The organism is Lysinibacillus sp. FSL K6-0057, assembly GCF_038630885.1.
Taxonomy (GTDB): Bacteria; Bacillota; Bacilli; order Bacillales_A; family Planococcaceae; genus Lysinibacillus; species Lysinibacillus fusiformis_F.
Map to the genome: position 1 here is coordinate 1,943,644 of NZ_CP152047.1, position 15,587 is coordinate 1,959,230.

The 15,587-nt window shown below is 39.0% G+C and carries 16 protein-coding genes and 1 riboswitch; of the genes, 13 read left to right on the forward strand and 3 right to left on the reverse strand.

Features of this window, described 5'->3' with window-relative positions:
* Positions 1–105 precede the first annotated feature (105 nt).
* The 7 genes from MHB40_RS09195 (at position 106) to MHB40_RS09225 (ending at position 5,670) form a co-directional block, all read left to right on the forward strand.
* Positions 106–744: a DUF2975 domain-containing protein gene (locus tag MHB40_RS09195; protein ID WP_342534367.1), complete on the forward strand. Its 639-nt coding sequence runs from the start codon at positions 106–108 to the stop codon at positions 742–744.
* 11 nt (positions 745–755) lie between these two features.
* On the forward strand, positions 756–974 hold the full coding sequence (locus tag MHB40_RS09200) for a helix-turn-helix transcriptional regulator (protein ID WP_205442729.1): 219 nt from the start codon (positions 756–758) through the stop codon (positions 972–974).
* A gap of 25 nt (positions 975–999) precedes the next feature.
* The gene (locus MHB40_RS09205; protein WP_342534368.1) at positions 1,000–1,323 is read left to right on the forward strand and encodes a multidrug efflux SMR transporter; all 324 of its coding nucleotides are present in this window, start codon (positions 1,000–1,002) and stop codon (positions 1,321–1,323) included.
* Positions 1,324–1,337: 14 nt separating this feature from the next.
* The gene (locus MHB40_RS09210) at positions 1,338–1,679 is read left to right on the forward strand and encodes a multidrug efflux SMR transporter (protein ID WP_342534369.1); all 342 of its coding nucleotides are present in this window, start codon (positions 1,338–1,340) and stop codon (positions 1,677–1,679) included.
* Between the two features lie 477 nt (positions 1,680–2,156).
* A complete protein-coding gene (locus tag MHB40_RS09215; protein ID WP_342534370.1) occupies positions 2,157–2,816 on the forward strand; it encodes an HAD family hydrolase in 660 nt (219 codons plus the stop codon).
* 150 nt (positions 2,817–2,966) lie between these two features.
* Complete coding sequence (locus tag MHB40_RS09220; RefSeq protein ID WP_205442734.1) at positions 2,967–3,398, forward strand: hypothetical protein; 432 nt, start codon at positions 2,967–2,969, stop codon at positions 3,396–3,398.
* 79 nt (positions 3,399–3,477) lie between these two features.
* Positions 3,478–5,670 carry a YheC/YheD family protein gene (locus tag MHB40_RS09225; RefSeq protein ID WP_342534371.1) on the forward strand — a complete coding sequence of 731 codons (2,193 nt, stop codon included), beginning with the start codon at positions 3,478–3,480 and terminating at the stop codon, positions 5,668–5,670.
* A 75-nt stretch (positions 5,671–5,745) separates the two neighbouring features.
* On the opposite strand, the gene MHB40_RS09230 is transcribed toward MHB40_RS09225, so the two are convergent.
* Positions 5,746–6,957 carry an ATP-grasp domain-containing protein gene (locus tag MHB40_RS09230; protein WP_342534372.1) on the reverse strand — a complete coding sequence of 404 codons (1,212 nt, stop codon included), beginning with the start codon at positions 6,955–6,957 and terminating at the stop codon, positions 5,746–5,748.
* A gap of 140 nt (positions 6,958–7,097) precedes the next feature.
* On the opposite strand from MHB40_RS09230, the gene murF (MHB40_RS09235) reads away from it, so the two are divergent.
* The 3 genes from murF (MHB40_RS09235) (at position 7,098) to MHB40_RS09245 (ending at position 11,749) form a co-directional block, all read left to right on the forward strand.
* On the forward strand, positions 7,098–8,492 hold the full coding sequence (gene murF, locus MHB40_RS09235; RefSeq protein ID WP_342534373.1) for a UDP-N-acetylmuramoyl-tripeptide--D-alanyl-D-alanine ligase: 1,395 nt from the start codon (positions 7,098–7,100) through the stop codon (positions 8,490–8,492).
* Between the two features lie 142 nt (positions 8,493–8,634).
* A complete protein-coding gene (murF, locus tag MHB40_RS09240) occupies positions 8,635–10,020 on the forward strand; it encodes a UDP-N-acetylmuramoyl-tripeptide--D-alanyl-D-alanine ligase (protein WP_342534374.1) in 1,386 nt (461 codons plus the stop codon).
* 160 nt (positions 10,021–10,180) lie between these two features.
* Positions 10,181–11,749 carry an IS1182 family transposase gene (locus MHB40_RS09245; protein ID WP_342534375.1) on the forward strand — a complete coding sequence of 523 codons (1,569 nt, stop codon included), beginning with the start codon at positions 10,181–10,183 and terminating at the stop codon, positions 11,747–11,749.
* Between the two features lie 98 nt (positions 11,750–11,847).
* On the opposite strand, the gene MHB40_RS09250 is transcribed toward MHB40_RS09245, so the two are convergent.
* The gene (locus MHB40_RS09250; RefSeq protein WP_205442740.1) at positions 11,848–13,203 is read right to left on the reverse strand and encodes an NlpC/P60 family protein; all 1,356 of its coding nucleotides are present in this window, start codon (positions 13,201–13,203) and stop codon (positions 11,848–11,850) included.
* 243 nt (positions 13,204–13,446) lie between these two features.
* Complete coding sequence (locus MHB40_RS09255) at positions 13,447–13,812, reverse strand: VOC family protein (protein ID WP_342534376.1); 366 nt, start codon at positions 13,810–13,812, stop codon at positions 13,447–13,449.
* Positions 13,813–14,284: 472 nt separating this feature from the next.
* A riboswitch (cobalamin riboswitch) is annotated at positions 14,285–14,477 on the forward strand.
* A 29-nt stretch (positions 14,478–14,506) separates the two neighbouring features.
* On the opposite strand from MHB40_RS09255, the gene MHB40_RS09260 reads away from it, so the two are divergent.
* From MHB40_RS09260 to MHB40_RS09270, 3 genes are all read left to right on the forward strand, one after another.
* Complete coding sequence (locus MHB40_RS09260) at positions 14,507–14,629, forward strand: hypothetical protein (RefSeq protein WP_279381284.1); 123 nt, start codon at positions 14,507–14,509, stop codon at positions 14,627–14,629.
* Positions 14,630–14,691: 62 nt separating this feature from the next.
* A complete protein-coding gene (locus MHB40_RS09265; protein ID WP_205442745.1) occupies positions 14,692–14,859 on the forward strand; it encodes a hypothetical protein in 168 nt (55 codons plus the stop codon).
* A gap of 87 nt (positions 14,860–14,946) precedes the next feature.
* Complete coding sequence (locus MHB40_RS09270; RefSeq protein WP_342534377.1) at positions 14,947–15,576, forward strand: TetR/AcrR family transcriptional regulator; 630 nt, start codon at positions 14,947–14,949, stop codon at positions 15,574–15,576.
* Positions 15,577–15,587: the final 11 nt, after the last annotated feature.

Consider the following 15,587-nt stretch of genomic DNA (forward strand, 5'->3'; position numbering starts at 1 on the left):
AGAGGGTTTATTTTTATCAATAATTTATTAATGATAAACGTTAAAAAATTATTGATAGGAATAAAAAGGGATGTATAATAGAAAGAAGGGAAGGAGATGTTGACAATGGGGCAAACAATTCAAAGTAAAGAATTTCGATGGATGACAAAGGGGCTTCGTACCGTTTTTACCATCATCATGGTGATGATGATTTTCGCCTTGACGATGCTTGCGATTTTTATGGTAGGGGTAATGGTAGTATCAGAGCAACAAGTGAATCATTTATTAGCGAAGGGGAGTGTGACAGCTGCCGTTCAGTTAGAAGGATTGGAAATGAAGCTGGCAGACCATGTGACAAGGGACATTCACTATTCAAAAAAAGATGTCGTGACCTTCCTCTTTACTGCTACAATATACATAGCTATTTTATTAATTATTATTGTACAAGTAAGGAATATTTTAAGTAATTTATCAAAAGGTATTGTATTTTCACTCGCTAATAGTAAAAAAATGGAGAGAATTGCCTACTGTGTGATGGTATTGAGCTTGACAGTGAATGCATTTCGTACATATACCGTCTATCTAATTATGCAACAATTCCAACTGGAGTCCCGATTTGTAGAGTCGGGTTTGATTAAGGGGATTAGCTATCATTTTACAGGCATTCATTGGACTCTATTACTATGTGGTGTGGTGATTTGGACCATTGCACGTATTTTCCGATACGGTGCATTTCTCCAAGATGAATATGATGCAACAGCTTAGGAAGTGAGAACATGACTATAATTATTCGTTTAGATCGCATGCTAGCGGATCGTAAAATGCAGCTGAGTGAACTTGCAGAGAAGGTTGATGTCTCGATTGTCAACCTCTCTAATTTAAAAACGGGCAAGGTAAGAGCCGTACGTTTTTCTACATTAAATGCCATTTGTAAAGCTTTGGGCTGCCAGCCAGGAGACATATTGGAATATGTAGAGGAAGAAGATCACATCTAGAAGCAAAGCAGAAAGGATTTTATGAATGACGGCTTTAAGTTTTTTAATGCTCGCTATTATAGCAGAGGTTTTTGCCAGTTCCATGCTCAAGCGTACGGAAGGCTTCACACGAATAGGGCCATCAATCGGTGTGGTAGTTGGCTATGGAACGGCATTTTATTATTTAGCCTTAACATTAAAAGTAATTCCTATTGGCACAGCCTATGCAATATGGGCAGGTTTAGGGACAGCGCTAACCGCTATTGTAGGTGTTGTCCTCTATAAGGAACGATTTAATCGCAAGAAGGTATTAGGGATTCTGTGCATTATTATGGGTGTCGTGGTACTCAATCTTGCGGGTGGTCATTAGGAGGCTGAACAGTAGTGAAAGGCTATTTATTTTTAACACTATCGATTATAAGCGAGGTCTTGGCAACAACCATGCTGAAGTTCTCAGACGGTTTTACTATACTAGCTCCATCATTGGCGGTCGCAATTGGCTATGGTATTTCGTTTTATAGCTTATCGCTCTGCTTAAAAACCATGCCCTTAAGCTTAGCCTACGCCATCTGGTCAGGTGTCGGCACAGCTTTAACCGTTCTGGTAGGCATTGTCATTTGGCACGATATGTTTACTGTTTATTCTGCGATTGGTATAGCCCTCATTATTGGAGGCGTTATCTTGTTGAATCAAGGGGATAAGGGTGGAGAAGAGTTGGAATCGTGAGTGTAGGCGGATAGAAATGCGAAAGTAGCGGATAGCGTGTCCAAATTGAAGGATAGAAATAGCAAAGTGGTGGATAGCTTCGCAAAAGAGTCGGAATCATGAGGATAAGCGGATAGAGATGCGAAAGTAGCGGATAGCGTGTCTAAATTGAAGGATAGGATTAGCAAAGTGGTGGATAGCTTCGCAAAAGAGTTGGAATCAAGAGGATAAGCGGATAGAGATGCAAAATTAGCGGATAGCATGTCCAAATTGAAGGATAGGATTAGCAAAGTGGTGGATAGCTTCGCAAAAGAGTTGGAATCAAGAGGATAAGCGGATAGAGATGCAAAATTAGCGGATAGCGTGTCTAAATTGAAGGATAGAAATAGCAGATCAATGGTTAGCAGGCCAAATTCAACGGATAGCACTGCCAAAACCTAGGCTTAGCTCACTGCAATCAACCGATGAAAACGCAAAGCATAGAATGGAGAGAATTTGATGATAAAAGCTCTAATTTTTGATTTTGACGGTACAATTATTGATACAGAAACAGCATGGTATAACGTTTTTAGAGATGCCTATGCACAATATGGTGTTGACTTATCGTTGGCAACCTATGCTGAGTGCCTTGGTACTAATCTTCAAACTTTTAATCCCTATACATATCTTGTTACACATCATCAAATACAATTGGATGTGGAGGCATTTCAAACATCCATTCAGCAACGCCATACACAATGGATGGAAACGGAAACGCTCAGACCTGGTATTTTAACGTTGCTACAGCAGGCAAAGGAAGCGGGTTTACAAATTGGTCTTGCTAGTAGCTCAAGTCGTCAATGGATTGATCTATATGTCGATAAGCTGGGTATCCGACATTACTTTGATTGCTTTTGTACCGCTGACACTGTGACAAATGTTAAGCCTGATCCAGAGCTTTACTTGCAGGCACTTGAACAATTAGGTGTAGAGGCTTATGAGGCTATTGCAATTGAGGATTCACCGAATGGCGCACAAGCCGCGGTAGCAGCAGGGCTTTATACAGTGGTCATGCCGAACGAGATTACCAAGCAATTACCGTTCAATACAAAACACAACACAGTGGATACATTAGAACATTGTACTATACAGGATTTCCTAGCATGCTTTTCAAAATAAACTTATGGCAAAAGCCTCCCCATTCAATGGTGGAGGTTTTTTTAGTTTCTTTGTGAAGAAGTCGCCATATTTTTTGTCGCAACATATGATAACGAGAGGGCAACTTACACGGATCAAATCGCATATTCAAACTAGAGAGGGGGCTACGAATTGAATAGTGATAAGAAAAAAAATCACTTTTTATGTGAAGCTTTAAGTGATTTGAAGGATCTTCAGGATATCATGATGAATTTTCATTCTAAATATTTTGGTCAGCTACTTATTAAAATTGTCGGGAGTGATACGATTCCATTTTTTTTAATTACCCATAGTGGTGCGCATTTAAGCTTATTGGATACAGTGAAACAGTTTGAGACAGAGTTTTTCCGCATTGAGGCTGTTGATAGAGAGCGTTGCCGTGGCACAGTGTCGTTGTTGCGTGCTTTTGATTATGAAGGAAACGATACAAATTCGATTGCAGATGTGGTGAGGTTAGAAAAAACAAGTATAGAAAAATCCATTGAACTCAGTGGGATATCGGCCATTCAGCTCTTAAAGCCAGACATGTTGAAGGGGAAATTTATCATAGAGCCGAAATGGTAGTACCATATTAAACTACTAAAGCTAGAGCATCTGTCTATATGCAAGGGATACAAAGTGAATGTAATAGAGAGAGAATCTAATGAAAGGAAGTTTAGCTATGACGATTATTGGTATGCTGCATCATCGACTTGATCCAACTACAGTGCTCAAGTCCTATGCCTTTGCAGCAGTTGCGAAAGCTGAAGGCGCAACGTTTTTTTACTTCACACCTAAAAGTGTGGACTTTGCCAAACGTTCTATTCGAGCAAAGGTCTATGAGGATGGGCAATGGCAGGAAAAAACGATGCCCTTTCCTGATGTAATTTATAATGCAGGAAGCCCTGAGAAATTATCTGTATCGAAAGAGATTATTGACCGTTTAAAAGAGGAGATTCCATTTACAACCCATTCAATCGGGAACAAATGGAATGTGATGAAACGATTACAAGAAGCGAAGGAATTTGAACAGTATTTGATTCCCTCTGAAATTGTAAAGGATGCCGATTTATTTCATAAGTTCGTTAATTATTATAAACGGGTTGTGTTTAAGCCGATTGATGGACGAAAAGGGAAGGGCATTTATTTTATTACGAAGGCGGGAGCCAAGTATTTTGAGGTTCGAAAGGATAGCATCACGACAACCTATACAAAACCACAATTGGATGCATTGATAAAGGAGCAACTTGCGTCTGGCACCTTTATTATGCAGCCGTATATTCAATCCGTTACTAGATCCGGTCAGGTCTATGATTTCCGTCTGCATGTCCAAAAAAATGGGGAAGGTAAATGGGTAGTGACGACGGTGTATCCTCGTATTGCACCGAATGGCTCCATCATACCGAATATTAACAATGGCGGCTATACCAATTATTTAGATCCTTTTTTGGAGCAGGAGTTTAAGGAAGAGGCCTATAATATTCGGCGAATGCTTGAGCATTTTTCACTGTCGTTGGCGCATCATCTGGATGAAATTCAAATGGCGAAATTTGGGGAAATTATTGATGAAATTGGCATTGATGTGGGTTTAGATCAAAATCAAAAAATTTGGATGTATGAGGTCAATTGGCGCCCTGGCTGTCCCCCTGCCTTTTACTTGGAATTAGATGTGGTCATCCATTCCATCCGCTATGCGATGTATCTTGCCAAAAATCAAAAACCTCTGAAAAAGAATATTGTCCAACAAAAAAGTAAGCAGGTGGAGACAAAGAAAAGCCTGCCGATTATTGCGATTACGGGAAGTGCAGGGAAAACAACGACAAAGGCATTTGTTGGCTCCATCTTATCGAAAAAGTGGAATGTTTTTGAATCAAAGGATTATTGGAATACGACGGAGCATACGAAAAAGCATAAGGAAGAGATCAACGATACGCATCAGGCCGTTGTATTAGAGTACGGTATGGCCTATCCAGGCATTATTACCAATCACTGTAGCATCATCCAGCCGAATATTAGTATTGTGACGAATATAGGCTTAGCCCATGTTGGGAACTTTGATGGAGATGTAAGGGGCGTTGCCAAGGCGAAATCGGAATTAATTCATGGTATGGATCAACAGGGCTTGCTCATTGTCAATCAAGATGATGACAATTCAAGATACTTAGAGACACAGCAATTCAAAGGGAAAATTATCACGGTGGGCATTAAAAAAGAAGCGGATTACCGTGCATATGATTTGCAATATAAAGATGTTGGCATGTCCTTTAAAATGAAGCTACATGGGCAAGAAATAGAATTATATATTCCTATATTAGGAGAACATCATGTTTACAATGCACTGAATGCAGTGGCAGTGGCTGATCTTTTAGGGTTTAGCCCCCTTGATATTCAGGCAGGGCTCAACTTTAAAAAACCGCCAAGACGCTTAACGATTTATGATTGCCGTGATGATATAACGGTTATTGATGATACGGTTCACTCTCATCCGCAGGGGGTTCGTGCTGCGCTTGATGTGTTGACGAATATTGCGACGAATCGCAAGATAGCCATTATTGGGCAAATGCGAGAACTGGGTGTCTTGAGGGAGGAGGAGTATCGCAAGGTTGGGGAGTATGTGCATGAAATAGGCATCGATGAATTCATTACCTATGGCTTTAGGACCGACGAAATGAGTAATGCTGCCATCGCAAAGGGCATGGACCCAGCCAGAGTACACCATTTTATTAATAAGGACCAATTGCATGTCCTTCTTGAAAAGCTCATTAAGCCTCATGATACCATTCTCGTAAAAGGTGCAAGTAAAACCAATATGTTTGAAACCGTGAAATTTTTAGATCAAACGTTTAAAGAAGAATAAACGATTCGACTTATGAAGATAAAAAAGCCCGAGTAACTGTCCACTGACTAGCGGCAATTATTCGGGATATTTTTTTCAAACTCTCAAAATAAATTTTATTTCTTTTGCTGCATTGATGGCGTGATTTCTCGCTTCCTTCAAGGTTGCACCTTCTGCAATGACATAGGCGTAACGGTGACCCATCGATAAAGGTGGGGTGAGGAGGGTGCCTTTTCTTGGTTTGACATACACTTCTACGACGCCAGTTGATTTTGTCGCTCTTGCCCTGCCAATAACCTTTTCTAAAATCCCTCTACTTTCCACAATGACATATTTTGTATAGACAAATTTTTTGTGTCTTGGTTGCAGATTAGGCTGTTCTCCTAGCAAAATCTTCAGTGTTTCTTCTACTAAACTGAAACCTAGAGCTGCTTGTAGCATATTGTTCATGGCGCCACCTGAAATTCGAGGATTGATCTCGATGAGTTTCCAACCATTTTGGGTTAATCGAAGCTCTAAATGGAGCGCCCCATTCTCAATACCAAAGGCTTTGACGATGGAATGAAGTACCTCCTCGATGCCTGATTGGATGTTTTGAGGGGCTTTCACTAGTACACCATAGCCTGTAATAATAAATCGTTTTCCTTGTGTAATTTCCTGCTCAATAATACCAATGACATGTGGTTGTCGTTGATAGACAACCGCCTCCACTAAATATTGAGGACCATCTAGATATTCTTCAATCATGATGGTTTCATAGGGATTTTTACTGCGTAGTGCTTTGAGGTGGTTATGGAGCTGATCGGCATCCGTTGCTAGTAAAACATCTTTTGAGCCTGTTGATTTAGGAGATTTTACGATTAATGGGAAGGTCAAATTTTTTGCAATGGGTTCGTTAGGTTTCATGAGCGAGAACTTTGGCGAATATGGCTGGTCTTGTAAAAACTTTCTTGTTTTTTCTTTATCCTCCATGGTTTCAATCGCGCTGGAGGATGTGTAGTTCTGACAAAATTCATCACATAACATTGAAGCAACATGGACAAAGGGATCAACAAAACTAACGATACTTTTAATATTTATTCCGGTTTTTCCTAGTTTCTCTATTTCATCTTTCATGCTCTCGATATCAAAAGTATCAATGAGTATCATTTTATGGATGTCGGGGTAGGCTCTGCGCTGCTGAAGTTGTTTTTCATTATTTGTGAAAAGTACTGTGAAGTAGCCTAATTTTTCTGCTGCCCTTGTTGCTTCACGACTAGACCCAGATTTGTTTGTACCGATAAATACAATGGCTTTCAGGTATATCACTCCTTCTATTGGTACTTAGATACTTAATCACCTTTATATATATGCAATGAAATAGATTTCCTCTAGTTATGTATCTTGTCTACATCCAAGCAACTTTTAAGAGGTTACATATACTAGAAAAGAAAGGAGGGAGAAAAGATATGAAGCCTCTTTCGGTGAAAAATTTAGCAATGATTACGGCAGGCTATCTAGTGCACGGGTCAGAGGATACACTGATTCAGCATGGGGCTTATCGATTAAAACAAGTGAAAAAGTCCAATACGGCCCTTTTTACAAGTAAACGTATTGTCAATTGGAAAAGTCTAGAGCCACTTTCTCCTCTGGTGCTAGTGACCGATAGAGCCTATCGACCAACTGACATTCCCAACCATGTCATTATGATACAGGTAGGGAATGCAGAAGAGGCCTACTGGAAATTTGTTCATTTTTATCGCAGCCAGTTTCATATTCCGATTGTCGCCATCACAGGTACATCAGGTAAAACAACGACAAAAGAGATGATTAAACATATTCTTTCGGCTGATCGGAAAGTGACTGCGACGACACTTAGCAGTAATTCTAGAACCGCTTCCTTGCAATATTTATTAGGTATAGAGGAAGAAACAGAGGCTGCCGTTTTTGAAACAGCAGTTGGCTCACCAGGAGATGTCACGAATGCGGGGAAATATTTCAAACCGACAATCGGTATTATTACGAATATCGGAGCCCATCATTTAAATTATTGCAAAACATTAGAAGGCTATATTCAAGCAAAGGGAGAAATGCTAGATATCATTCATCCAAAAGGTACATTAATAATCAATGCTGAAGATGTGAATACGAAAAAAATAGATGTTTCGAGATTTCGTGGGCGTTTGATTAAGGTGGGAATGCATGATTCCTGTGATTTTCGAGCGAGCCATATCCACTATTATCAAAAGGGAATGAAATTTGTCCTGCATCATAACAGAAAAAGCTATGATATTCATGTGCCAGGATTTGGAGAGCATCAGGTTTATAATGCCCTTGCTGCCATTGCCGCAGTTTACGATATGGGGATGCCTATTCCAGTCGCAGCAAAACAGCTCCAATCATTCCGTCAATTGAAAAAACAACTGCAACTCTTTGAGGGCATTAATCATTCCATGTTATTGGATGATACATGGAGTATTACAACCACTTCCTTAGAGGCAGCCTTAAAAGTGTTGAATGAGCTAGGTGACGGCAAGAAGAAGATTGCTGTTATTGGTACGATTACCGATTTAGGTTCGTGGGGCTATATTATTCACGAACAAGCGGGTGAATTAATCCAACGTATTGGCGTGGATGTCCTGATTACCATTGGGGAGCATGCAAGGATAATGGCTGATCATGCAGTAAAGCTAGGATTTAGCGCACCTGTTTATACATTTAAAAATAGTACGCTCGTCTATCCGTTATTGCAGAAGATTGTCGATGAAAATACCATCATTCTCATTAAGGGAGATATGTATAGCAAACAGGTTTCTACACTAGCAACGGAGCTAAAGTTAAAACCTCCACCACCTGCAAATTAGCTTCTTTCCATATAGGATATTGACTGTGCCATATAGAAGAGCTTGCTAATAAGGTATAGTAATTGATCAAAAGGCAGCACGCTAGATCAAGAGAAAAAATAAGTCATCTACAAGATTGATAAAGAGAGGAGGCGTAGTACACTTGCAATCTATTAGTGTGCAAAAACTTAGGAATGTCCTACAGGGAAAGCTCATTCACGGATCAGATCAATGGTCTGTTAAGCAGGCAATCTACTATAATCGGCATGATTTAACAAAAAGTCATTCACTTATGTTTGTTAGTCGAAACGATCAAATCAATTGGCAAGAGATTGATCGGAAAGGTCCGTCTCTCATCATATCCGATAAACCGTCTACAGAGTTAAAAAATGCACTAGCGAATACAACCGTTTTACAAGTAAAAAGTGTTGCACAGGCCTACTGGACATTTATCGAGTATTATCGTGGACTCTTTCAAATTCCCGTTGTGGCTTTAACAGGAACTTGTGGTAAAACAACGACAAAAGAGATGTTAAAACATATTGCTAGTAAGCATTGGCAAGTGCAAGCATCTGTCAGCAGTAAAAACGAGCCAAGGCAATCACTACCTTATTTGACGGGCATTGATGATAAAACACAAGCTGCTATCTTTGAATTAGGCTTAGGGAATACGGGGAATATTAAACATCAATGTATGATCTATCAACCGACTATCGGGATTATTACAAATATTGGTGTGCATCATCTAGATGGCTGTCTCAATCTGGAAGGTTATATTAAGGCCAAGTCAGAAATTGTGGAAGGTATTAAAGAAGATGGCACATTAATCATCAATGCTGATGATGCCAATACCAAAAAAATCTCCTTGAAAAGATTTAAAGGGAAGATTATCAAGTTTGGTTTACAGGATACAGCTGATTACAAGGCTTCGAAAGTGGAGTTTGCCAATACGGGTATGAAGTTTGTTTTAGAGGTAGCGGATGAAACGTACAATGTATTTGTCCCTGGCTATGGCGAGCATCAGGTCTATAATGCTTTAGCCGCCATCGCAGCTAGTCATGAAATGGGTCTGACCATTCGTCAGGCAATAGCAGGGCTAAGAACGTTTAAACAGATGGCAAGACATTTAGAATTTACGACAGGACTTGGTGACAGTACGATTATTGATGATACGTGGACAAATAACCCGACATCTGTAGAGGCAGCCTTAAAAGTGTTAGATACGGTAGGAAAAGACAAAAAAGTCATTCTTGTTTTAGGGGATATTAAGCGATTAGGCAATTTTGAAGAAAAATATCATCGCGAAATCGGCTCCATGGTAGCACTAAGAATGATCGATACCTTAATTACCATCGGCAAAAGGGCAGAGAAAATTGCCGATCAAGCACAAAAGGATGGAACCAGCGCAGAGGTTCATACGTTTAAAGAGGTAGTAGGCGTTTTAGAGTTATTGAAACCAAAGCTTGATGCAGACACGATTGTCTTAATAAAAGGACCAATGTCTAGTAGATCCATGATTGAATTTGCCAATAAACTGAAAAACGCATAGAAAAAGAGGCTGGGACAAAACCCACCTCTAAATTAAAAAGCCTGTGAAATTTTACGATCAGTAAAATTTCACAGGCTATAAATTTTTTCATAAAAAAATAAGGATCACTTCTGATAAAATTAAGTCACCACAACAAAATTATACAGAAAGAAGGATCCTTATGTTTAAAAATTATAACATGAATCAATTAGTTTTGCCTTTAGATTTAGAAGTAACATTACAAAAAAATGATATTGCCTTCCATGTCCACCATTTAGTTGAAAGTATCTCGCCTGAAGCGTTTGAACCATTCCTTCGAAATGAAGGCTGTCCCGCCTACCATCCACGCATGATGCTTAAAATTATCTTATGTGCTTATACACAATCTGTCTTCTCAGGGCGTAAAATTGAAGCCCTATTAAAAGATAGTCTTCGGATGATGTGGCTAGCTCAAGGGTATGAACCAAGCTACCGCACGATCAACCGTTTTCGTGTTCAACCAGAAATGAAAGAGTTGATCCGCCAATGTTTCGTCCAATTCCGTTGCCAGTTGGTCCAAGAAGAATTAATTGATCAGGAAGCTATTTTTATTGATGGAACAAAGATCGAAGCCAATGCGAACAAATTTACTTTCGTGTGGAAAAAATCCATCGAGAAATATCATAACGGATTAATTGAAAAATCAAACCAGTTATACGATGAGCTACTCGAGAAAGAAATCATACCAGAAATTGAACGAGAAAATGTAGAAGAATTAGCAGTAGAAGAGCTCGCCCAGATGGTAGAAAAAGTAGACGAAGTGATTTCCGCGTATGATCAAAAAATAGAGGATTCATCGGATGTAGCTGCGCGAAAAGCTTTAAGAGCCGAACGGAAATTCCCAAAGCAAGCACGCAAACAATTAATCGACTATATTGTACGTAAACTAAAATATCAAAAAGACTTTGAAATCTTTGGCATGCGAAATAGTTATTCCAAGACGGACTCAGATGCCACATTTATGCGAATGAAGGATGACTATATGAAAAATGGTCAATTGAAAGCAGGTTATAACATCCAAGTCGCAACAGAAGGTCAATATGTGCTTGCCTACAGTATCTATTCGAACCCAACAGATACACGTACCTTAATCCCGTTTTTAGATGAAATCGAACAACATTATTTTGAACTACCAAAACACATTGTCGCAGATGCTGGATATGGAAGCGAACAAAATTATGATGATATCCTTTCGAATCGTAAACGAGAAGCCTTAATTACGTATAACTTGTATTTAAAAGAACAAAAGCAAAAGTATAAACAAAACGAATTCAATACAGCATACTGGGATTATGATGAAGAAAATGATCAATACACATGCCCAAACCAACAACAGCTTGTATTTAAATATCGTACCACGAAAACGGATCAATATGATTTCACGCGCGAGTTTAAGATATACGAATGTGAAGACTGTTCCGAATGCCCATTTCGTTCATTATGTACAAAAGCAAAAGAAGGAAATAATCGTAAGTTAATAGTGAATGAGAAGTGGGAACAGCAAAAAGAATATGTAAGAACAAAGCTTTCAGAAGAAAAAACGAGTACCATTTATCGTCAACGCAAAATTGACGTGGAACCAGTTTTTGGATTCTTGAAAGCTAATTTGCGTTTCACTCGATTTTCTGTTCGAGGAAAATCGAAGGTTAAAAATGAAATAGGTCTGGCATTAATGGCTGTGAATTTAAGAAAATTCACAGCCATTAGGTAGGGAGACAACATAAAAAATAGAGAAATCCAAATTTGAATGAATTCAAATTTGGATTTCTCACTAATTGAAGCTAGTTATGTCCCAGCCTCCATCCTAATTTATTTTAAAACACGTCGAGCGGTTACAAAATTCTTTTGTGCCCAAGTCGAAGAAATGTTTTGTTTCACAATATTATTAGTTGTCATACTAATATATTGGTTATTCCCTATATAAATACCCGTTTGTGTAATTTCTTGTCCACCATTATTCGTAGAGAAGAACAGTAGATCCCCTTTTTGAAGCTGTGATTTTTGAATACGTGTCCCTACTAAAGCCTGTTTACTTGCTAGTTTATCTTTTAAATCAATACCATGCTTTTTAAAGACATAATAAGTAAAACCCGCACTTGTAAAAGTCAGTGCACTCTCATTGTACGTATAGCCGAATTTTGCTTTGCTTGTTAAGCCCGAAGCAGTGGCAATAATTTTATCGGCAGATGTACTTGCTGAAGGTGCACTTACACTGGGTGTAGAGGTGCTATCAGAGAAAACGCGCTTCGCTGTAATATAATGTTCAGTATAATAATCTACAAATAACACTCTTGTCATCACACCATCTGAATTAGGGATAATGATACGGTGATCACCTGCATAAATTCCGACAAGTGAAGGTGTTTTAGAGCCTTTGACACTATTAAAGAAAACTAGATCACCTTTCTTCAAGTTAGCACGTGCCACAGTAGATCCTTGACTCATTAAATCGTTTAATGAAGTTGAGCCGAGTGTCACACCACTTTTACGATAGATGAAATCAACAAAAGTTGGAGCTGTAAAGCGTAGACTAGCCTCATTTGTTGTTGAGCTAATCGTTACTTTGTTTTTGTATGTGAGGGCATTCTCTACAATTTTATCGCCTTTTGTAGCTGGATTGGCGGATAATAGGGTAGGTAATACTCTACGTGCAGATACATAGTTTTCCGTATAATACGGCTTACTATTTAAATCAGAGATAACAATATTTTGTTTGGTATCCGCCATGTGGATGATTTTATTGTCTCCGATATACATACCGACATGATCGGGATCAGTCCCTGTTTTTTTACTTTTAAAGAACACTAAATCGCCTTTTTGTAATTGGTTTCTCGCTACATAGGTCCCTTGCTGAATCATATAATTTTCATTATACGTACCAAGGTCTACCCCGTTTTTCTCGAAGATGTACATTAAAAATGAAGCACAAGAAAATTTGTATGGGTATGTAGGCTTGTAAACCGAATTGCTGTATGTTGCTTGCCCCATTAAGCTTTTACCAGTCTGAATTAATTGGTCTGCTTTTGCAGCTACCGCCTGTGCGTTGTTCTGGGCATTGGTTGTCGCAGCCTCTACTTGTATCGGCTGGATAGCTGTTTGCACCATTCCAAATGAACTAAATCCAATTGTTAATGCAAGTGTTGTAGATAAAAATCGTTTATTCATGTTGTGTATAACCTCCTAAAGCATCTAGTAGGATTTCTCCTGTATACCTTTGCCATGGAAATAATCGTAGCATGAAAATGTAGGGCTTCTGGGCGGTAAATGTTACCAGGGTAACGGAAGGGAGGGCTTCAACACTTGCTATAAAAGGCTTTATCAAGGGAATTTACAGTTTTATTACAAATGTTTCAGTAAGATGTAATATGGAACAATCCCATGAAAAAAACTGCCCCAAAACGAGGCAGCTTACACGATTTCCTGTATCATTTCTACGCGATTGCCAAAGGGATCACGGAATTCAAAGCGCTCGTAATGAGGAATGGGCACAGAATCGAGTATCTCGATTTGATGTTCTGCGAGCTTCTTCCTCCAATACTGAATATCCGCTACTTGATACGCAATATGCGCCTTTGTTGTCAAACGATCGAAGCCATCCTCTGTCCCGACATGTACCTCCTGCTGACCAAGCTGTAACCAAAATCCCCCACGACCTTTAAGTGAGTCAGGTTTCTCCACTTCCTGAAGACCTAAGACACAGCAATAAAAATCCTTCCCCTGCTCCTCACAGCCTTTCGGAATCGTAATTTGCACATGATGTAAACTCATAATCATCTCATAACGCCCCCTTTTTTTCCTTAATTATAGAGTATTTTCTAAATATTTGAAATCGAAGAGGAGGAAAGCTGGTAAACAGGTGGATAGAATCTTCTAATTGGAGGATAGGGCTCTCAAAGTAGAGGATAGGGCTCCAAAAGTGGTGGATAGAATCATCAAAGAGAAGGATAGCGTTTAAACAGGTGGATAGAACTCCGAAAGTAGAGGATAGCACTCCAAAACTGGAGGATAGAATCATCAAAGAGAAGGATAGAGTTTAAACAGGTGGATAGAACTCCAAAAGTAGAGGATAGCACTCCAAAACTAGTGGATAGAATCTCAAAAGTAGAGGATAGTACTCCTAAACTAGTGGTTAGAACCTCAAAAGTGAAGGATAGCACGCCAAAACTAGTGGATACAACCTCAAAAGTGAAGGAAAGCGCGACATTTCTATGCTGTTTCGATTTAATACTATGGTATAATAATAAAAACGGAATAATAGGATAGAGGTACAAATTAGATTTTTTAATTTGTTTAAAAGGGAAGATCGGTGTGAATCCGACGCTGTCCCGCAACTGTAAATGGGAGCACATTTCAAAAGGCCACTGTTACGAGTCGTAATGGGAAGGTGAAAGGTGTGATGAACATGAGCCAGGAGACCTGCCTTTATCTAGTACAGCCAAAAAACCTACGCGGATAGGGGGTGTTGAGTGTGACTAGAGAATTTCTCCTGCATGCTCATAGTACGATGATTGCTAAAAAGGTAGCTTCTATGTTTAATAGAAAGCTTCTTTCGAGTTGGCAGCCATCGTATTATGTCGTGTATTTGTCATAGTAGACATCTTTCTGATGAGGGAAAGATGTTTTTTTATGTAAAAAATTAAAGGAGCGGTCCACATGAATCCACAAGTTGTTGAGTACTATGAAAGCTTATTCAAATTTGAAATTATGCAAGAGCCTAGACCTTTAAAGGAGCTTGTCGAACAATATGTTGGGCATGATGCTACACATGAGCCATCTATTTTAGCAGCGTATGCCAATGTTTTGAAAGAATTAATAGGATAGAATATGTTTGGCTACTTCGAAAAACGAAGTAGCCTTTTTTAATAAGCACATGCTTTGACAATTATTTATAGGAGGCGTACAATTTCGTTGAACAATTGTTTTGAACGTTTGTTCAAAAAAGAGGTGATTACGATCGATCAAAAAGAAAAAAATAAAGAGGTAAAGGATCAAATTTTACAAGCGGCAAAAGCCTTGTTTTCATCAAGGGGCTTTGATGGCACAACTGTGAGACAAATTTGTGAAGAAGCAGATGTGTCACTTGCACTTGTTTCCTATCACTTTGGTGGCAAGGAAAATGTCTTTAATGCATTATTTGAACCGCTACGCCACACCTTTATGAATGCTCATTATGATGTTGAAGATTCAATCGGTGCGCTTCGTAGCTTTTGTCGAAACTTTGTTCTTTACCGAATCCATGAGCATGAATTAATTGATATTTTACAGCAAGAAATTGTTATGAATAGTCCAAGGCTTGAGATGCTCAAGGATGTGTTTTTACCTTCCTGGGAGCAGCTTCGGACAATTTTATTGGCTTGTCAGGAGCAGCAGACCATTCACTTCGAGTCACTTGATGTTGCGTTGAACTTTATTATGGGGACCTTAATGTATTCCTTGAACAATCCGTTTTTAAATCGTTCTTCCTTACAAGCAACGCCTGAACAGATTGCGGAGCTTGCAGTCAATTTCGTGTTACATGGTCTTCAAACAAAATTATAAAAAGAAGGTAA